At 65.8% G+C, this 17,742-nt stretch carries 22 protein-coding genes and 2 pseudogenes; 12 read left to right on the top strand and 12 right to left on the bottom strand.

The features are described from left to right. From ACIDOCELLA78_RS90205 to ACIDOCELLA78_RS90185, 5 genes and pseudogenes are all read right to left on the bottom strand, one after another. Positions 1 to 305 (bottom strand): annotated as a pseudogene (locus ACIDOCELLA78_RS90205) (trehalose-phosphatase); the annotation flags it as partial. Then, a complete protein-coding gene (gene otsB / locus ACIDOCELLA78_RS90200; RefSeq protein ID WP_249675976.1) occupies positions 302 to 730 on the bottom strand; it encodes a trehalose-phosphatase in 429 nt (142 codons plus the stop codon). The pseudogene ACIDOCELLA78_RS90205 and the gene otsB, both read right to left, overlap by 4 nt. A 62-nt stretch (positions 731 to 792) precedes the next feature. Beyond that, positions 793 to 1,449, bottom strand: a complete 657-nt coding sequence (locus tag ACIDOCELLA78_RS90195; protein WP_249675961.1) for a hypothetical protein — start codon at positions 1,447 to 1,449, stop codon at positions 793 to 795. Then, on the bottom strand, positions 1,422 to 2,309 hold the full coding sequence (locus ACIDOCELLA78_RS90190) for a glycosyltransferase family 39 protein (RefSeq protein ID WP_249675959.1): 888 nt from the start codon (positions 2,307 to 2,309) through the stop codon (positions 1,422 to 1,424). Before ACIDOCELLA78_RS90190 ends, ACIDOCELLA78_RS90195 begins: the two co-directional genes overlap by 28 nt. After that, positions 2,306 to 2,428, bottom strand: coding sequence for a hypothetical protein (locus tag ACIDOCELLA78_RS90185; protein WP_283770837.1), 123 nt, complete (start codon positions 2,426 to 2,428; stop codon positions 2,306 to 2,308). Before ACIDOCELLA78_RS90185 ends, ACIDOCELLA78_RS90190 begins: the two co-directional genes overlap by 4 nt. A 1-nt stretch (position 2,429) precedes the next feature. Between ACIDOCELLA78_RS90185 and ACIDOCELLA78_RS90180 the strand changes: the two genes are divergently transcribed. Genes ACIDOCELLA78_RS90180 through ACIDOCELLA78_RS90165 form a run of 4 tightly spaced genes read left to right on the top strand, consistent with a single transcriptional unit; the run spans position 2,430 to position 4,528 of the window. Continuing rightward, positions 2,430 to 3,098, top strand: coding sequence for an SCO family protein (locus tag ACIDOCELLA78_RS90180; protein ID WP_201728895.1), 669 nt, complete (start codon positions 2,430 to 2,432; stop codon positions 3,096 to 3,098). Then, positions 3,098 to 3,538: a copper chaperone PCu(A)C gene (locus tag ACIDOCELLA78_RS90175; protein WP_201728894.1), complete on the top strand. Its 441-nt coding sequence runs from the start codon at positions 3,098 to 3,100 to the stop codon at positions 3,536 to 3,538. The genes ACIDOCELLA78_RS90180 and ACIDOCELLA78_RS90175 overlap by 1 nt, the downstream gene beginning before the upstream one ends. 10 nt (positions 3,539 to 3,548) lie before the next feature. After that, on the top strand, positions 3,549 to 3,917 hold the full coding sequence (locus ACIDOCELLA78_RS90170; protein ID WP_201728893.1) for a c-type cytochrome: 369 nt from the start codon (positions 3,549 to 3,551) through the stop codon (positions 3,915 to 3,917). Beyond that, on the top strand, positions 3,914 to 4,528 hold the full coding sequence (locus tag ACIDOCELLA78_RS90165; RefSeq protein ID WP_201728892.1) for an SCO family protein: 615 nt from the start codon (positions 3,914 to 3,916) through the stop codon (positions 4,526 to 4,528). The genes ACIDOCELLA78_RS90170 and ACIDOCELLA78_RS90165 overlap by 4 nt, the downstream gene beginning before the upstream one ends. 62 nt (positions 4,529 to 4,590) lie before the next feature. On the opposite strand, the gene ACIDOCELLA78_RS90160 is transcribed toward ACIDOCELLA78_RS90165, so the two are convergent. The 4 genes from ACIDOCELLA78_RS90160 to gatC are packed head-to-tail and all read right to left on the bottom strand — an operon-like array spanning position 4,591 to position 8,487. After that, entirely contained in the window at positions 4,591 to 5,265 is a 675-nt protein-coding gene (locus ACIDOCELLA78_RS90160) for an SCO family protein (protein WP_201728891.1), read from the bottom strand. After that, positions 5,262 to 6,725, bottom strand: a complete 1,464-nt coding sequence (gene gatB / locus ACIDOCELLA78_RS90155; RefSeq protein ID WP_201728890.1) for an Asp-tRNA(Asn)/Glu-tRNA(Gln) amidotransferase subunit GatB — start codon at positions 6,723 to 6,725, stop codon at positions 5,262 to 5,264. The genes ACIDOCELLA78_RS90160 and gatB overlap by 4 nt, the downstream gene beginning before the upstream one ends. Continuing rightward, a complete protein-coding gene (gene gatA, locus ACIDOCELLA78_RS90150) occupies positions 6,722 to 8,203 on the bottom strand; it encodes an Asp-tRNA(Asn)/Glu-tRNA(Gln) amidotransferase subunit GatA (protein WP_201728889.1) in 1,482 nt (493 codons plus the stop codon). Before gatA ends, gatB begins: the two co-directional genes overlap by 4 nt. Then, complete coding sequence (gatC, locus tag ACIDOCELLA78_RS90145) at positions 8,200 to 8,487, bottom strand: Asp-tRNA(Asn)/Glu-tRNA(Gln) amidotransferase subunit GatC (RefSeq protein ID WP_201728888.1); 288 nt, start codon at positions 8,485 to 8,487, stop codon at positions 8,200 to 8,202. The genes gatA and gatC overlap by 4 nt, the downstream gene beginning before the upstream one ends. A gap of 46 nt (positions 8,488 to 8,533) precedes the next feature. On the opposite strand from gatC, the gene ruvX reads away from it, so the two are divergent. The 7 genes from ruvX to ACIDOCELLA78_RS90110 all read left to right on the top strand — a co-directional run bounded on the left by ruvX (position 8,534) and on the right by ACIDOCELLA78_RS90110 (position 12,623). Beyond that, entirely contained in the window at positions 8,534 to 9,010 is a 477-nt protein-coding gene (gene ruvX, locus ACIDOCELLA78_RS90140; RefSeq protein WP_201728887.1) for a Holliday junction resolvase RuvX, read from the top strand. A 24-nt stretch (positions 9,011 to 9,034) separates the two neighbouring features. Then, positions 9,035 to 9,364 carry a hypothetical protein gene (locus ACIDOCELLA78_RS90135; RefSeq protein ID WP_201728886.1) on the top strand — a complete coding sequence of 110 codons (330 nt, stop codon included), beginning with the start codon at positions 9,035 to 9,037 and terminating at the stop codon, positions 9,362 to 9,364. Beyond that, on the top strand, positions 9,361 to 10,134 hold the full coding sequence (locus ACIDOCELLA78_RS90130; RefSeq protein WP_201728885.1) for a glycosyltransferase: 774 nt from the start codon (positions 9,361 to 9,363) through the stop codon (positions 10,132 to 10,134). Before ACIDOCELLA78_RS90135 ends, ACIDOCELLA78_RS90130 begins: the two co-directional genes overlap by 4 nt. A gap of 63 nt (positions 10,135 to 10,197) precedes the next feature. Continuing rightward, a complete protein-coding gene (locus ACIDOCELLA78_RS90125; RefSeq protein ID WP_249675955.1) occupies positions 10,198 to 10,776 on the top strand; it encodes a lysozyme in 579 nt (192 codons plus the stop codon). Between the two features lie 331 nt (positions 10,777 to 11,107). Continuing rightward, on the top strand, positions 11,108 to 11,548 hold the full coding sequence (locus ACIDOCELLA78_RS90120) for a hypothetical protein (RefSeq protein WP_201728884.1): 441 nt from the start codon (positions 11,108 to 11,110) through the stop codon (positions 11,546 to 11,548). Positions 11,549 to 11,558: 10 nt separating this feature from the next. Next, positions 11,559 to 11,795, top strand: a complete 237-nt coding sequence (locus ACIDOCELLA78_RS90115) for a glycoside hydrolase family protein (protein WP_249675953.1) — start codon at positions 11,559 to 11,561, stop codon at positions 11,793 to 11,795. A gap of 48 nt (positions 11,796 to 11,843) precedes the next feature. Then, positions 11,844 to 12,623, top strand: coding sequence for a hypothetical protein (locus ACIDOCELLA78_RS90110; protein WP_201728883.1), 780 nt, complete (start codon positions 11,844 to 11,846; stop codon positions 12,621 to 12,623). A gap of 536 nt (positions 12,624 to 13,159) precedes the next feature. Here the strand turns inward: ACIDOCELLA78_RS90110 and ACIDOCELLA78_RS90105 are convergent. Further along, positions 13,160 to 14,893, bottom strand: coding sequence for an IS1634 family transposase (locus tag ACIDOCELLA78_RS90105; protein WP_201727483.1), 1,734 nt, complete (start codon positions 14,891 to 14,893; stop codon positions 13,160 to 13,162). 122 nt (positions 14,894 to 15,015) lie between these two features. Then, on the bottom strand, positions 15,016 to 15,201 hold the full coding sequence (locus ACIDOCELLA78_RS90100; RefSeq protein WP_214006283.1) for a hypothetical protein: 186 nt from the start codon (positions 15,199 to 15,201) through the stop codon (positions 15,016 to 15,018). A 162-nt stretch (positions 15,202 to 15,363) separates the two neighbouring features. Between ACIDOCELLA78_RS90100 and ACIDOCELLA78_RS90095 the strand changes: the two genes are divergently transcribed. Then, complete coding sequence (locus ACIDOCELLA78_RS90095; protein WP_201728882.1) at positions 15,364 to 15,939, top strand: hypothetical protein; 576 nt, start codon at positions 15,364 to 15,366, stop codon at positions 15,937 to 15,939. 45 nt (positions 15,940 to 15,984) lie between these two features. Here ACIDOCELLA78_RS90095 and mutL read toward each other — a convergent pair. Beyond that, positions 15,985 to 17,732 (bottom strand): annotated as a pseudogene (gene mutL, locus ACIDOCELLA78_RS90090) (DNA mismatch repair endonuclease MutL). Between the last annotated feature and the right edge of the window lie 10 nt (positions 17,733 to 17,742).

Raw genomic sequence — 17,742 nt, 5'->3', positions numbered from 1 at the left:
CAACGACGAGCCGCCCCATCGTCACGCCACCCCGGGGCGAGGGCGCCGCGCAGCCAGGCCAGCACCGCGCCCGGCCTGCCGCCGAAATCGCGATGCACGTGCAGCCCGTGCCCGCCTTGTGCCTTCGCCGCCGCGATCGCCTCCTCGTCGGTCACGTCATCGCCGACGAACACCGGCACCCGCCCGGCGAAGGGCGGCCGCGCCATGAACCACTCCAGCGCGCGCCCCCTTGCCCGCGCCGCGCGGCGGATTTCCCAGGCCATGTTTGCTGCCAGCAATTCCACCTCCGGCGATGCCGCGATCATCGCCCGATCGTCTCGCCCAGCGCCGCCCCGGCTCCGGGTGCCGCCCGGTAATGCGCGACCAGCGAGGCCGATTTCACCTCGATCCGCACGCCCGGATGCGCCGCCGCCGCCTCCTCCAGCGCCGCCCGCCACGCCGGCCGGTTCGCCGTCTCGCGCAGCGGATGATGGATCGCCCCCGCCGCGTCGCGCAGCACGAAGCCGTGCTCGGCGCCGGCGGGGAAGGGCGGTCCGGTCACCGCGTCGATCTGCGCGAGAGTCCGCCCCGAGAGAATCGCCAGCGCCCCGTCGCGCTGCGCCGCCAGCCCGCCCAGCATCGCGCCGAGCCCCGCGGGCACCGCCACCTCCTCCGCCGTCGGGGCAAACTCCAGCAACGTGCCGTCCAGGTCGAGGAACAGCGCGTGCTCGCGCGTCAGGATCGGTTCCATCCCCCGAAATGGGCATGGATGATGCCCCGATCAAGCAACGAGACCGGTTCGGCGGCGGAACGCTACCGCCGCGCCGCGGGCCACGAGAGCAGATCGTGCCCCATCAGCATCGGCACCCGCAGCAGCACATGCCCGTCATGCACGATGTCGATCGGCGGCTCCTCGGTGATCGAGCGGAACCGCGGCGCATACCGTTTCTCGATCGCCACGACCGATCCCGGCATCGCCGCGATCAGGATATCCTCCCCGATCAGCGATTGCGGCGGCGTAGTCACGCCGAATTCGTGCGGATTGCCCTCGAACACCGTCATCCGCATCCCCGGCCCGACCGCATAGGCGATCTTCCCCGCATCGAACCAGCGCAGCGCCGCGAGCGCCAGCCCCGGCCGGTCGAGCTGCCCGCGCGCCTTGAGCGCCGCGCGGAAGCTGGTCCAGTCGATCGCCTGCAAGGTGGGGGACTTGCCCTGCGGAAACATCGCGTCGAACCCCGGCACGATGCCCACCCGCACCTGCAAGGCGATGAACAGCACCGCCACCGCCAGCAGCGCCGCCGTTCCCGTCGCCGCCCGCCCGATCCACCGCCGCATCGCCCCGCGCTGCCGCACGACCCAGTCGCCGAGCAGCGGAAACAGCATCAGATAGCCCGGCGCCGCCCAGTGGAATAAAATCTTGCGCGACGACCACAGCCCGATCAGCGAGAACAGCACGACCGGCACCACGCCGAGCCAGGCCAGCAGCCGCGCCCGCCGGTCGCTCCCCGCAACCCGCCGATCATCAGCCCGATCATCGGCACGAAGATCCAGGGCGCGATGAACAGCGCCTCCCCGCCCCAGATCGCGAAGGGCCGCAGCGGATGCAGCGCCAGCCCCGCCGCCCGGTCGCCCTGATACCCGAACGAGGCCCAGCCGTTCAGCGCGTTCCAGATCACCACCGGCGAGAACATCCCCGCCGCCAGCACGCAGGCCACCCATGGCCCCGGCGTCGCCAGCGCCCGCCGCGCCCGCGCATCCGCCAGCAGGAAGAGCAGCGCCCCCGCCAGCACCAGCACCGCGTTATATTTCGACGCCATCGCGAGCCCGATCAGAATGCCCGCCAGCGGCCAGAAATCAGGGTCGGGCGCGGCCTCCAGCTCCGTCCGCCCGATCCCCAGCGCCCGCGCCAGCGCCCAGGCGGCGCCGACCAGGAAAAAGTCCAGCGGCCCGTCCGGCAGCACCCAGGTGCCGAAGGCGAGCGAGAACACCGGCGAGATGTTCAGCCCGATCACCGCCCACACCCCCGCCGCCGGTGAGAACAGGCGCCGCGTCAGCCCGTACATCAACCCGCTCGTCGCCGCGAACAGCGCGATGAACGGCAGCCGCACGATGAACGGCGCGTGCAGCCCGCTCACCCGCTGGATGCCGAGTTCCATCCACCACGAGACCGGCGGATGGTCGAAATACGAAAGCTGGAACGTGTGCGCGGCGGCGACCATGTAGCTCTCGTCGATCCCGAGCCCCATGCCGGCGGCCAGCACCAGCCGCGCCAGCGTCGCGGCGAGAATGACGAGCAGCGCGGCGCCGCCCGGTGTCATCTGCTTCATGACCGCATCGCATGGGCGAGCCGCGCCGGCCGGTCAAGCGCCGCCGCCCCGTCCTCACGCGAGCCTGACTTGCCGCGCGCCGAATCCCGCCCTAACACCAGCGCTCCACGGAGGTTCACGATGTCCCGATCCGCTCTCGACCGCCGCGCCATGCTCGGCCTCTCCGGCCTCGCCCTCGGCGGCCTCTCCGGCCTCGCCCTCGGCGGCCTCGCCATGCCCTCTGCCTGGGCCGACAGCGCCCCCGCCGGCCCTTCCATCATCCCGCTCGAAGGCCATTTGCCGCCGCTCGCCTTGCACATGCAGGATGTCGAAACCGGCCGCCCCGTCACCCAGGCCGCCTTCCACTGCCATCCGGTGATCCTCTATTTCGGCTTCACCCGCTGCCCTGACACCTGCCCGCTGACCATGCAGAACGCGGCGAAACTCATCCCCCTGCTCGGCAAGCACGGGAAGGATCTGCGGGTCGTCTTCGTCACCATCGACCTCGCCTACGACACCGCCGCCCGCCTCAGGACGTTCATGGCGAAATTCGGCCCCCCGCCGGTCTTCACCGGCCTGCGCGGCACCCCTGCCGAACTCGCGGCGGCGGCGAAGCGTTTCGGCGTCTATTACCGCGCCCCCACCGGTCCCGATTCGCCCGACCCCGAATCCGCCATCCGCCACAGCAGCGCCACCTATCTCTTCGGGCCGGACGGTCGCGCCATCGCCCTCCTCGCCACCTTCCCCTCCTCGCGCCCCGACCTGCCGGGCGTCGCCGCCCTCATCCGCAAGACGATGGACAAATCCTGATGCGCCGCCTCCTCACCGCCCTCGCGGCGTGCCTGGTCCCGGTCCTCGCCGCCGCCGCCCCCACCCCCGCCGTCACGGCGAAGGACGGCTGGTTCCGCTACCTGTTGCCGCAGATCCCGGCCGCCGGCTTCGTCACCCTCGCCAATGCGGGCGATGCGCCGGCGGTGCTGGTGGGCGCCAGCTCGCCCGCCTGCGGCAGCGTCATGCTGCATCGCAGCATGAACCGCAGCGGGATGGACATGATGATCCATGTGAAATCCATCATCATCCCCGCCCATGGCAGCTTCCGCTTCTCTCCCGGCGCCTATCACCTGATGTGCATGAAACCGCGCATGACGGTGGGCGGCACGGCCCATGTCACCCTGACCTTTGCCGCCGCGCCGCCGCTCACAGTGACCTTCACCGTCTATGGCGCCGATGGGCACCCCAGCAGCCGGTAAGATCCCCCTCGTGTCGCGTCTCCGCCGGGCGCTGCTCGCCGCCCTGCTCCTGTCGCCAACGCTCGCTCCCGCCGCCGCGCCGCCGGACGGCAGCCCGGCGGGCAACGCAGAATTGGGCAAAAATATCGTCGTCCACGGCACGGCGGGCGGGGTGCTGCCCTGCATGGTCTGTCACGGCACCGATCTCGCCGGCAACCCGGCCATCGGCGCCCCGCGCCTCGCCGGCCTGAAGCCGGCCACGACGCTCGCGGCGCTGTCCGCCATCGCCGCGGGACGGCAGGGGAAAAACTACGTGATGCGCAACATCGCCCACGCGCTCACCGGCGCCGACCGCGCCGCCATCGCCGCCTATCTCGCCACCCTCGGCGCGCGCGGATGATCGCCCGCCGCGCCTTTACCCGCGCCGGCATCGGCGCTGTCGCATTCCTCCCGCTCGCCGCCTGTCACAAGGACTGGACCCTCTGCGCGCAGGACCTGAAGCCCGGCGCCACCGTCGCCGATCTCCGCCTCACCATGACCGAGGCCGAAACCGGCCGCATCGTCACCGCGGCGGATTTTCGCGGCAAGGTGGTGCTGCTCTATTTCGGCTACACCAACTGCCCGGATGTCTGCCCGATCACCCTGCAGGAAACCGCCCGCATCCTCGGCCGGCTCGGCCGCAAGGCCGATCAGGTGCGCGTCCTCTTCGTCACCGTCGATCCGCAACGCGATACCGATGCCGTGCTGTCGCATTATCTCGCGCTGTTCGGCCGCCCCGAATTCACCGGCCTGCGCGGCACCCCGGCACAACTGCATGCCCTCGCGGCGCGCTGCCACGCCGCCTATGCGGTGCATCCCTCGGCCGATCCGGCGCGCTACACCGTCACCCACACCGCGGCCGCCTATGTGTTCGACCGCGCCGGCAAGCCGCAATTCATCTGCGCCGGCCTGTCCTCGAAAACGCCCGACCTGCCCGGCATCACCAACGACCTCGCCCACCTCATCGGCTGAAAATCATCGTCTGATCCCTCACGCCGCCGCAGTGAGGCGGGCAGGGCAGGGGCAGGAAAAAATTACCCGAGCCGCGCCAGCCAGCCCAGCACGCCGCCCGGCTTGGTCCGGTTCACCGCCTCGATATCGGCGGCCAGCGCCTTGTAGTCCGGGTGCCGCGTCAGCCCGAGATCGGGAATGATGAACCGCGCCCGTCCCTTGGCGTCGAACACGTAGACCAGCGCCGAATGCACCACCTGGTATTTCTGCGGATCGGGCGAGGGATGCACCGAGGCCACTACCCGATACCGCCGCGTCAGCCGGTAGATCTGGTCCGGCGTGCCCCGCAGGCCGAGGAAGTGGCTGTCGAACAGCGCCACATATTTCGCCAGCACCGCATCGGTGTCCCGCTTCGGATCGATGGTGACGAACAGGAACACCACCTTCTTCGCCGCCGGGCCGAGCGCGCGGAACAGCATGTGCAGCTTGTAGAGCGTGTCGGGGCAGACATCCGGGCAGTTGGTGTAGCCGAAATAGAGCAGCACCGTCTTGCCGCGGAAGCTCCTTGCGGTGACGGTCTTTCCACTCTCCGCCTCGGTCATGGTGAAGCCGAGCGGCGGCACCAGCCCGCTCACCTCCACCACCCCGCCCTTGCCGAGCGGCACGCCGGTCAGCTTCGCCTGCCCACCAGTCGCGGCAAACGCCGGGGTCAGGGCGAAGCCGGCGCAGAGCAGCAGGGCGGCGAGGGCGCGGATCATGCCGCCGGCTCGCCGATCTTCCGCTTCAGCGCCTCGTTCACCAGCGCCGGATTGCCCTTGCCCTGCATCGCCTTCATCACCTGGCCGACGAAGAAGCCGAACAGCTTGTCCTTGCCCGCCTTGTATTCCGCGAGCTTGTCGGCATTGGCGGCGATCACCCGGTCGATCGCCGCGTCGATCGCGCCGGTATCCGTCACCTGCTTCAGCCCGCGCGCCTCGACGATCGCGCCCGCCGCATCGCCGGTGTCGAACATCAGCTCCAGCACCTCCTTGGCGATCTTGCCGTTGATCGTGTTGTCGGTGATCAGGTCGAGCAGCTCACCGAGCCGGGCGGCGGTCACCGGCGAGGTCTCGATGCTCGCCCCGGTGCGGTTGAGATGGGCGAAGAAATCGCCGAGCATCCAGTTCGCCACCAGCTTCGCATCGCGCCCGGCGGCGACGGTCTCGAAGAAATCCGCCGTCACCTGCTCCATCACGAAAATCGACGCCTCGTAGCGCGACAGGCCGAAATCGCGCATCAGCCGCGCCCGCTTCGCGTCCGGCAGTTCCGGCAGCGTCGCCTTCAGCGACTCCACCCATGCCTCCTCCAGCACCAGCGGCAGCAGGTCCGGCTCGGGGAAATAGCGGTAGTCGTGCGCGTCCTCCTTGCTCCGCATCGAGCGGGTGACGCCGCGCGCCGGCTCGAACAGCCGCGTCTCCTGATCCACAGTTCCGCCGGCTTCCCAGATCTCGATCTGCCGCTTCGCCTCCGCCTCGATCGCCTGCATCACGAAGCGGATCGAGTTGACGTTCTTGATCTCGCAGCGCGTGCGGAACGGCTCGCCATGCTTGCGCACCGACACATTCACGTCCGCCCGCATCGAGCCCTCGTCCATGTTGCCGTCGCAGGTGCCGAGATAGCGCAGAATGGTGCGCAGCTTGCGCAGATAGGCGCCGGCCTCTTCCGGCGAGCGCATGTCCGGCTCGCTGACGATCTCCATCAGCGCCACACCCGAGCGGTTGAGATCGATCAGCGACTTGCTCGGATGCTGGTCATGCATCGACTTGCCGGCATCCTGCTCCAGATGCAGCCGCGTGATCCCGATCGTCCGCGTCTCGCCCGATTCGAGTTCGATCTCGATCGCCCCGGCGCCCACGATCGGATGTTCGTACTGGCTGATCTGATAGCCCTGCGGCAGGTCGGCGTAGAAATAGTTCTTCCGGTCGAACCGCGAGACGAGGTTGATATGCGCGGCCAGCCCCAGCCCGGTGCGCACCGCCTGCGCCACGCATTCGCGGTTGATCACCGGCAGCATCCCCGGAAACCCGGCATCGACGAAGCTCACCTGGCTGTTCGGTTCGGCGCCGAACGCCGTCGCCGCCCCGCTGAACAGTTTCGAGCGCGAAATCACCTGGGCATGCACCTCAAGCCCGATCACCAGCTCCCACGCGCCGGTCGTCCCCTCGATCACGTAGCTCATGCCGCACCTCCCGCGATCACGCCCGGCCGGTGCGCAAACCCCGCCGCCCGCTCCAGCACCGATGACACGGCGAACACCGTCTCCTCGTCGAAATGCCGCCCCAGCACCTGCAAGCCGAGCGGCAGGCCCGCCGCATCCAGCCCCGCCGGCACGCTCATCCCCGGCACGCCGGCGAGCGAGGCCGGCACGGTGAACACGTCGTTCAGATACATCGTCACCGGATCGTCCATCTTCTCGCCCAGCGCGAACGCCGCCGAGGGCGCGGTCGGCGTCAGCAGCGCGTCCACCTTCCCGAACGCCTCCTGGAAATCCCGCAGGATCAGCGCCCGCACCTTCTGCGCCTTCAGGTAATACGCGTCGTAATACCCGGCCGAGAGCACATAGGTCCCGATCATGATCCGCCGCTTCACCTCCGCGCCGAAGCCCGCCGCCCGCGTCCGCTCGTAAAGATCGATCAGGTCCTTGCCCTCGATGCGCGCGCCGAACCGCACCCCGTCATACCGCGCGAGGTTCGACGACGCCTCGGCGGGTGCGACGATGTAATACACCGGCAGCCCGTATTTCGTGTGCGGCAGCGAAACGTCGACGATCTCCGCCCCCTCCCGCCGCAGCCAGTCGATCCCGTCCTGCCACAGTTTCTCGATCTCGCGCGGCATGCCCTCCACGCGATACTCCGCCGGAATCCCGATCCGGAGCCCCTTCACCCCGCGCCCGCACGCCGCCCGGAAATCCGGCACCGCCCGCTCCGCCGAGGTCGAATCCTTCGGATCGAACCCGCTCATCTCGCGCAGCAGAATGGCGCAATCCTCCACCGTCCGCGCCATCGGCCCCGCCTGGTCCAGCGACGAGGCAAACGCGATGATCCCGAACCGCGAGCACCGCCCATAGGTCGGCTTGATCCCGGCGATCCCGCTGAACGCCGCCGGCTGGCGGATCGACCCGCCGGTATCCGTCCCCGTCGCCCCCATCGCCATCCGCGCCGCCACCGCCGCCGCCGACCCGCCGGACGACCCACCCGGCGTCAGCTTCGCGCCATCCGCCCGCTGCCACGGATTCTCCACCGGCCCGTAGCCCGACGTGATGTTGGACGATCCCATCGCGAACTCGTCGAGATTGGCCTTGCCCAGCATCACCGCCCCGGCCGCCTTCAGCCTGGCCGACACCGTGCTCTCATACGGCGGCACGAACGGCTCCAGGATCTTCGATCCCGCCGTCGTCCGCACCCCCTCGGTGCAGAACAGATCCTTCATCGCGATCGGGATACCCGCCAGGGCAGGGGCCTCGCCCTTCGCCCGCGCATCATCCGCCGCCCGCGCCTGCTCCAGCGCCAGCTCCGGCGTCGTCGTGATGAACGCGTTCAGCCGCGGATTGAGCGCCTCCACCGCCGCCACATGCGCCTCGGTCAGTTCCACCGCCGAAACCGTCTTCGCCGCCAGCGCGTCCAGCGCCGCGGCGATCGTCATGTCCAATACGCTCATTCCACCACCTTCGGCACCGCAAAGAAATCGCCGATCCGCTCCGGCGCGTTCGCCAGCACGCGGTCGGGATACTGCCCGTCCGTCACCGCGTCCTCGCGCATCCTGAGCGCCATCTGCGCCCCGCCCGACAGCGGTGCGACCCCTTCAACATCCACTTCCGCCAATTGTTCCACATAGCCGAGAATCGCGTTGAGTTCGCCGGCGAGCCGCGGCACCTCGTCCTCATCCAGCCGGATACGGGCGAGTTTCGCGATGCGGCGCACCGTCGCGTGATCGAGAGACATGACTGATCCCTTGGGTTTCTGAGCGCGCTGGACCATAAACGCGCGCATGACACTGTTCAACCTGACCGACCTCGCCTCAACCCTGCCCCGCAACGCAAGGCTGATCGGCCTCGACCCCGGATCGAAGATCATCGGCATCGCCCTCTCCGATGTCGGCCGCCGCCTCGCCACCCCCTACGGCGCCATGAAGCGCGGCAAGCTCGCCGACGCCGCCGCCACCATTCTCGACATCGCCCGCAAGGAAGGGGCCGCCGCCATCGTCATCGGCCTGCCCCTCTCGATGGACGGCTCCTTCGGCCCCGCCGCCCAGGCCGCGCGCGACTGGGCGCACGCCATCGCCCGCGAAACCGGCCTCCCCGTCGCGATGATGGACGAACGCCTCTCCTCCGCCGCCGTCAACCGCGCCCTCATCGAGGCCGACCTCTCCCGCGCCAAACGCGCCGGACGGGTCGACGCCGCCGCCGCCTCCTACATGCTCCAGGGCGCGCTCGACCTGCTGAACGAACCCCGCCCCCCGGAATGATCGCCGAACAATGACCCCCACACCGTGAACCAGGCCGGCATCCTCGCCCTCCTCGCCGCCGCCGCCACCCTCGAAGTCGGCGGCGACGCCCTGATGCGCGCCGCCCTCCACCAGCACGGCCTCGCCCGCGCCCCCTTCCTCGCCGCCGGCATCCTCGTCCTCGCCGCCTACGGACTCGTGGTCAATCTCGGCCCGTGGGATTTCGGCCGCGTCCTCGGCGTCTACGTCGTCCTCTTCTTCCTCGCCGCCCAGCTGGTGAACTGGCTCGGCTTCGGCCTCCGCCCATCCCCGCCCATCCTCCTCGGCGGCGCCCTCATCTGCGCCGGCGGCCTGGTGATGACCCTCTGGCGATGACCATCCACGCCCACATGTTCTGGCACGGCGACCCACCCCGCCGCCTCGAACGCCTCGCCATCCGCAGCGTCCTCGCCCAGGGCTACGCCCTCACCCTCTGGAGCTACGCCCCGCTCCCCAACCTCCCGCCCGGCCTCATTGCGGCCGACGCCGCCGAAATCCTCCCCCGCTCCGCCCTCTTCACCAACCGCCGCGGTTCCATCGCCAGCTTCACCGACTGGTTCCGCTACATCGTCCTCTCCCGCCACGGCGGCCTCTGGACCGATTCCGACGTCATCGCGCTGCGCCCCGCATCCGACCTCCCGGCGCGCAAATTCCTTGTCACCCAGCGCGAATGGTTCCACCGCCGCCTCCGCCCCCGCGGCTGGAAAACCACCCTCAACAACAACGTCATCTTCAACCCCACCCCCGAACCGGGCGACCTCGTCGATCTCGCCCGCGCCCTCGCCGAACGCTTCCCCAAATCCGCGATCGACTGGGGCGAACTCGGCCCCGACCTGCTGACCGCGCTGTCGCGCCTCCACCCCGCCCACGGCTACGCCATCATGCCGCCCGCCTTCGCCAACCCGGTCGGCTACTGGCAAAGCCCCGCCGCCCTGCTGCGCCCCAACCCGCCCCGCCTGAGCACGCCAAACCTGAAACCCGAAACCGCCTTCCTCCACGCCTATGGCGAAATGTGGCGCCGCGCCGGCATCTCCCCCGACGCCCCGTTCCCCCCCGGCAGCCTCCTCGCCACCCTCGCCAAAACTTTCGGCGAGCCCAACCCCTGACTCTGCCCCGCGTCCGTCACCAAAACAATACTGAACGTTAGTCTTTCTCACCCTCCCGTCCTCATGGCACCTTCGCCCGATGCCGCAGGAGAGCGAGACAATGCCCGACACCACCCCCCGACCATCCCACCCGACGCGCCCACCCCCAACGCCACCGCAACCGACGCCACCGCAACCGACATCCTCACCCTCGTGATCGAAACCTTCATCATCCCCTTCGAAGGCTTCTCTCCCACCCCCTACCGCGACGCCGCCGGCACCTGGACCATCGGCTACGGCTCCACACGCGACGACACCAACGCCCCCGTCACCCAGACAACCCCGCCCATCACCCGCGCCACCGCCGAAACCCTCGCCCGCCGCGACCTCGCGAACGCTCGCCAGACCGTCACCCACGCCGTCACCGTCCCCCTGACCCCCAACCAGCAGGCCGCCCTCATCGACTTCGTCTACAACCTCGGCGCCGGCAATTTTCTCCGCTCCACCCTGCTCCGCCTCCTGAACCAGGGCGACTACAAAGCCGCCGCCGCCCAATTCCCCCGCTGGGACCTCGCCAACGGATGTTTGCTCCCCGGCCTCCGGCGGCGACGCGAGGCGGAAGCGGCGCTTTTCTCCTCCGTTACGGCGGTGGGGGAGGGGTGAGGTGTTGCGGTCAGGGAGCGTTGCGAATGTGTGATTCGGGCCGGAAGCAAAAAATCCGTTATGGGGCGGTAACTCGCAGAAAGCCGACACCGCCTGACCGCCCATCTTTCTCAAAGTCAGATATCCATATCTATCAACGCGCTATCGTCTCCGGGTGCCGCGCAAATCCTGAATCACGCTCCATTCGTTGGCTTGCTCCGGGCATGCAAGCACGTTATCCGTAATAAAACGCATGGATACTGCCAGCCAAAACGACGACGGAAAGCGGCCCTATCTCCCGCCGAGGCGAGCGGTTAAGTTCTGCTCTGCTGGGTTCGCGGGAACTTTGTTGATGGCCCCGCTCGTCCTGGTGCTCGATGTTTTGTATCTTTTGTTTGGTGATAATGGTCTGAACGTCTTCATGCCGGATGGCCTGCCCGTCGGCCCAGTCATTCTGTCGATCGCTTTCGCGATATTCGGCGTAACCTATGTGCGAAAAGTGTATGTTTACGGAACCGTCAAATGGATACGGCGGTTCCGGCGCGTGGCAACTTTATCGTCGCTTTTCGTATGGCTGCTGCTCTTTTGGAATGTATGGCAACTCATCCGCGCGCCCAATCAGGACGTTTTTGCATCATATCTGATATTTGTCGGCATGCTGGGTGTGGCCTTGGGACTCTCCGGTTTGATGTTATGGACCATCAATAGATATCGTTGCTACGATCCCAATTCCACGCCGGACGAATGGGAACTGCCGGAAGCCATCGCGCAGCAGGACAAACCGGGCGGCTAATAATCGTTCCTTGATCGAGGATGCGCGACGCCGGGCGGTACGGATCGACGTCGTCGACAACCGCGACGCCGGCAATTTCCTCCGCTCGACCCGGCTCCGCCTGCTGAACAACGGCGACGACAAAGCCGCCGCCGCCCAGTTCCCCCGCTGGGACCTCGCCAACGGAATTCCTCTCACCGGCCTCCGGCGGCGGCGCGAGGCGGAGGCGGCGCTGTTTTGTTCAGAGGCGGGGGTGGGAGAGGGTTAGAAAAATCAAACGAAAAAATCGCTTGAGATCAATTTGGTTTCAGATATCTTGAGCATATTCGTTAACTTCTTCAAAAACATTTTACAAAAATATGGTCAATTGAGGCAAAAAATGATATCGCAAAAAAAGATATGGTTTTTTATAATTGTTATATTGATTACGATAAATAAATTATATGAAAGCCAGAGTGATCCTGATGAGGAATTAGGAAATTCTGCTTTGATCTATTTGCATAAGTTAGCGTATTTTACGGCTAGTTATCAAGAAGCAACGAAAGATGACGACCAATTCGGCTGCTATCATTCATACAAAAATATACAAAAAATGGCACATAAGGCGCTTGTCAAAATGAATTTAATGTCGTTTCCGCCAAGAGATGCAGTTCAAGATGTTTCAAAAATACTGCATATTAGCCAGCTGACGCCCAATCAATGTTCAAATAAAATGTATGCACAAATTGAATTTATGATTTCAGGTGAATCAATAGTTGCGCTCAGATATGATTATGCGATCGGCGGTAGAAAATGGTATAAAGTGACAAGAGAGAATAAAATAGAAGCCGAAAACCCTCTCGAATATGCTCGGTCACTTAAAGATAAAAATTATTCGTGGGTTAGCGTGAGGCCGAAGGGAATGATTTTTATGATCGAGACTGATTGGAAGGCTGAAGCGGCTTCGTGTCAGATAGATGATCCAGCGATAGAGAATTCGGGTAATAATTTAAAGGCGGTAGAAGTAGACTATCGCAGAGTGAATGAAAGCAGCACAAAATCAGTTTATTTTTATCGAACCAAGGCTGAAGCAGAGACTTATAGCAAAAATAATTAATTATTTCAACCTTTATGTATTTAGAATATTATGAGACCTGAGTGATTCTATTGCGTCATAATTTATTCCTTGATCCGAAATTAGGTCTATATTACGGCCAAAAAATTTCTTGTAATTTGAGATTGTTTGACTCGTTGCTTGTGAAGATCCGCCAGTTACTAGAAATATTTTAGGGGGCGAAATGCGCACAAGCTCGGCGCGCTTAAGCAGAGTTTTAAACTCATAATCAGCCCCGGGCATAGAATAACCTATAAACGTCCATGTATCAGTTTTTTTCAAAACATATTCGGCTGTTTTCCAAGAATTTAGGTGCGCGGGAAAATCTAATGCCTTTCTATAGCTAAATGTCGCTAGTCTATTTCCTAGAGAATTCGATTGGCAACTTGGACAGTATTTTTGTTCTGTTTTATATTTATAGTCTTTTTCGGTATATTTATTAACTATATCCCAGTCTTTTTTGCTAAACTGAAGTTTTCACTGATTCGAAAGCAAATTCCCTGTATTTATCGGTGAACTTCGAGATCTGATTTTGCCGCTTACTGGACACGCATGGGGTCGATCCCGATCAGGGCGAAGGCGGTGGTTTGCAGCGACGTGGGGTTTGCCAGAGCGGTGAAGGTGGCGTTCGGCGCCTTGGGTAGGGAGGCGGTGTTGAGGGTCTGTGTGGCGAGATGCGCCATCAGGTCGGTGAAGCTCGAAATCGGCAGGTTCTGGTCGTTGCGGCGTCGCCCGCGCTTGCGATCGGCGGCCGGGGATATCGATGCGGGGGCAACCGGCGATGAGCGTTCAGTTTCCGCGCCTGGCCGGTCGTGATCCTGGAACAGCAGGGGCTTGAGGGCGTCGCGCAGATGCCATTCGACGTAATAGGCCATCATGCAGAGGAAGACGTGGGCACGCACCCGCGGCGAGAGCCAGTGATGCACCGGGCGGATCGCGAGATCGACCGATTTGAGGGACCGGAACGCCCGTTCCACCCGTGAGAGATCCTTGTAGGCTGACACGGCTTCGGTCTCGCTCATGACGTCCGCGCTCACACTGGTGCGGATGACATAGATGCCGTCGAGGGCCGCCTCGCGCGCGATGCTGGCGGCGTTGCGCTGGAAATCGAAGCGGCTGGCGGTGATGGTGAGATCGAAATGCTTGGCCATCTTGCGCTGGTTGATCACCGCCCCCACCGCCAGCCCGATCGCGGCCTCGCCATGAAGAGGAGCGCGTTTGCGCCGTGTCGCATCCCGGATCCGCGCCAGTTCCGTCTCGGTGGCCACGAGCAGCGCCTCGCGCTTGCGCCGTCGTTCGGTCGCCAGGGCGGCGTTGCGACAGGCGATCAGCCGCTCGCCCGGATAATCGGGCGACGTGATCGCGGCGATATCGCGCTCGTCGAACAGCGACATCTGCAGCGGTCCCTCGGCAAGATCCTGGATCTGCCCCGCGCGCAGGCAGCTGATCCAGTCCAGCCCCGCCGGCTTGATCGTCTCGCGGATCCGCGCCGTGGTGATCATTCCGCGATCACCCACCAGGACGACGCGCTCGAGATGGAACCGGCGCTTGAGTTTCTCCACCTGGGCGGCGATCGTCGCCGGATCGGCGGTGTTGCCTTCGAACACTTCCACTGCGATCGGCCGCCCCTCGCGATCGCACAGCAGACCATAGACGATCTGCGGCCGATCGGGCCGGTGATCCCGGCTGTATCCGTGGTGTGCCAGTTCGCAATGCCGGCCTTCGAGGTAGGATGAACTGACGTCGTAGAGCACCAGCGTGCCGTCGCGCAGATGGCGCCTTGCAAACTCCCGTTCGATCCGCCCCTGCTGCGTGCCCAGCCAGTCCAGCGCCGCATAGATCTCGCGCTCTTCAATGACACCGAGATCAAGCATCTGCCCGAGGCTCGATGTTGCGGTCTCCGGGTTCAGGCCGCGCAGGGTCGAGAGCTTCGATCCCGGCGCGATCACCCGGCCGGCGATCAGCGCCAGGGCGAGACTGCGCTCGCGCGACGCCCTCCGGCCCAGCAGGCGGGGTATCCCGAGCTTGCGCATCATCCCGAGTGCCGCCGCCACATGACCATGCGGCAGCGAACGCCGGATCTCCAGCGCCTGATCGGCACCACCAACCACCGCGCCACCCGCGAGCAGCGCTCGTAGGCCATCGATCAACGCGGGCGGCATCTGGCTCAGATTGGCGATGGTACGCTTGTGAACCTTCCGCCCCTCGCGGAAACTCTCCCGCAACAGCACGGCCGGCGCCGATCGGCCATTCGGAACCACATCGATGAACATAACCCGAGCGAATCACAGATCGAGTCGCACCGCAAGCCCCATTTATGGACACAAAACGCTCGCAAGAAATCAGCGCTACGCGAGGCTATCCGCCACGTTCAGGTCATTCCCAAGTAAAAACTTCAGGCTAAATCATGGCCATATATGTCGGAAACAAATTTTTTTATGAAATCGACTTGGAGTGCGGTTGGCCCATCAAGTCTTAGACCCTCGATATTTAAGAGATTTTTGGTAAATTGTGAGGCTAATGGCAGTCCGGCATGGTTAGAAAAACCTGCACCAACTATGAATGCGTGCTTTTTATCCATCATCGGTAATTTCTCAGTTGTTGGAGAAGGTAATGGAAAAATTATAAAAGCCTAACGTAATCCACAAGACAATACGCTGAGCGTATATTGGCCTAAAACAAGTGTGGTGTGATGCAACAAACCTCCTTGCCCACCCCCACCCCTCATGGGATTTTTGCACCCGTGACCACCCCAACCCCCACACCCCCCGGATTTTTGCTCCCCCGCTTCGAAACCTTCATCGAGGCGCTCTGCGCGCACATCGCCGCCGCGGGGCTGAAACACGGCGTCGCCGGGCCGGTCATCGTCCTCATCTGGCAGCGCCTCCGCCGCCTCGGCGCCCGCTTCGCCCGCCTCGCCGCCATCCCGGCCCGGCGGCGTAAAACCGCCCGCGCGGGCAGCGCCGGCCCGCGCTCGCCGCTCCCGCGCCGCTTCGCCTGGCTCACCCGCCTCATCCCCGGAACCGCCTCGGTCGCCGCCCAGTTCCGCGCCATGCTTGAAACCGAGGAAATGGCCGCCCTCGTCGCCGCCACCCCGCAAGCCGGGCGCATCCTCCGCCCGCTCTGCCACACGCTCGGCATCCGCCCGCCCACATGCCTCCGCCGCCCCCGCGCCAAACCCCGCGCGCCCAAACCCCGCGCGCCACAGCCCAAACCGCCCGAACCCCCCGCGCCGGCACATCCCGCGCCCAACCCGCTCTGGTCCCGCGCCCCCGGCGCAGCCCGCTTCAACCCCCCACGCCGGAAATTTCGCGCCTGACGCCGCCGCGCCCCATCACGCCCGATTTGTTGCGAATCCCAACAATCAGCCGGCCCGGCCGAACATCCGCTCAAGATCGCCCTGCGTCAGCCGCAAAACCGTCGGCCGCCCATGCGGGCAGGTCTGCGCGAGGGGAGTGGTCTCCATCGCCCGCAACAGCGCCTCCATCTCCGCGAAAACCAGCCGCCGCCCCGCCCGCACCGAACGATGACACGCCATGCGGATCAAAACCGCGTCCAGCCGCACCTCCAGCGCCGCCGCCGTCCCGCTCTCCGCCAGCGTGTCCGCCACATCCCGCGCCAACCCCGCCGGATCGGCCTTCGACAGCGCCGCCGGAACCGTCCGCACCAGCACCGCCCCCGGCCCGAACGCCTCGATCTCCAGCCCCAGAGCCGCCAGCGTCTCCGCCGCCTCCACCAGCCGCGAAACGTCCTCCGCCGCCAGCTCCACCACCGCCGGCGCCAGCAGCGCCTGCGCCGCAATCCCCCCGACTCCCGCTCCGCCCGCAGCCTTATCTCCGTCAGCCGCTCATGCGCCGCATGCTGGTCCACCAGAACCAGCGTCCCATCCCCGCTCTGCGCCAGAATATACGTCTCGAACACCTGCGCGATCGGCGTCCCCAGCGGATACTCCGGCCGCACCTCCGGCAAAACCTCCGGCACAACCCGCGCCGGCGGCAAATCCAGCCCGCGCAGCTCCGCCTCCGCGAACCCCCGCGCCGCCCGGCTCTCCGCTTGCGGATATCGCGGCATCGCCGCCGCCGCCGCCCAGCTCGTCCGTGGCAGCGAAACCGAAGGCGCCGCCCCCAGCTCCGCCGGCGTCGCCAGCCCCCGCTGCACCGCCCCGATCACCAGCGACCGCACCGCATCCGGGTTCGCGAACCGCAGCTCCGCCTTCGCCGGATGCACGTTCACATCCAGCATCTCCGCCGGAATCTCCAGCCATAAAGCCGCCAGCGGATGCCGCCCCGCCGGAATCCGCTCCCGATACGCCAGCCGCAGCGCCATCCGCAAAAGCGGGTCCCGCACCGGCCGCCCGTTTACCACCATGTGCTGGTGCCGCCCCGCCGCCCGCGTCAGACTCGCCGGCGAAATGAACCCCCGCAGCACAACCTCCTCCCGAGCCGCCTCGATCTCCAGCAGCCGCTCCGCATCCCCCCGCCCATAAATCGCCGCCACCCGCTCCCGCCGGTCCTGCGCCGGCAGCTCGAACCGCGCCACCCCGTCGATCGTCAGCGAAAACCCAACCCCCGGCGCCGCCAGCGCCAGGTGCCGCACCGCCTCCGCACAAGCCCCCGCCTCCGCCGCCGCCCCACGCAGAAATTTCCGCCGCGCCGGCGTCGCATGGAACAGATCCTCGACGATCACGCAGGTCCCCACCGGTCCGGCCACCGGCTCGACCTCCCGCACCGCCCCGCCATCCACCACGATCCTCGCCGCCGAATCCTGCCCCGCCGGCCGTGACGTCAGGGTCAGCCGCCCCGCCGCCCCGATCGACGGCAACGCCTCGCCCCGAAATCCCAGCGTGGCAATCCGCACCAGCGCCTCGTCCGTCAGTTTCGATGTCGCATGCCGCTCGATCGCCAGCTTCAGTTCCGCCTCGGCAATCCCATGCCCGTCATCGGTCACCTCGATCCGCCCGATCCCCCCGCCCTCGATCGCAACCCCGATCCGCCGCGCCCCGGCGTCGAGCGCGTTCTCCACCAGCTCCTTCACCGCGGCGGCCGGCCGTTCGATCACCTCGCCGGCGGCAATCCGGTTGATCGTTATCGGGTCTAGGCGACGGATCGGCATGACCCCATCT

It is taken from the genome of Acidocella sp. C78, assembly GCF_907164655.1.
Note: the sequence above shows the minus strand (reverse complement) of the source record. Positions and strands in the feature narration are given on the sequence as shown.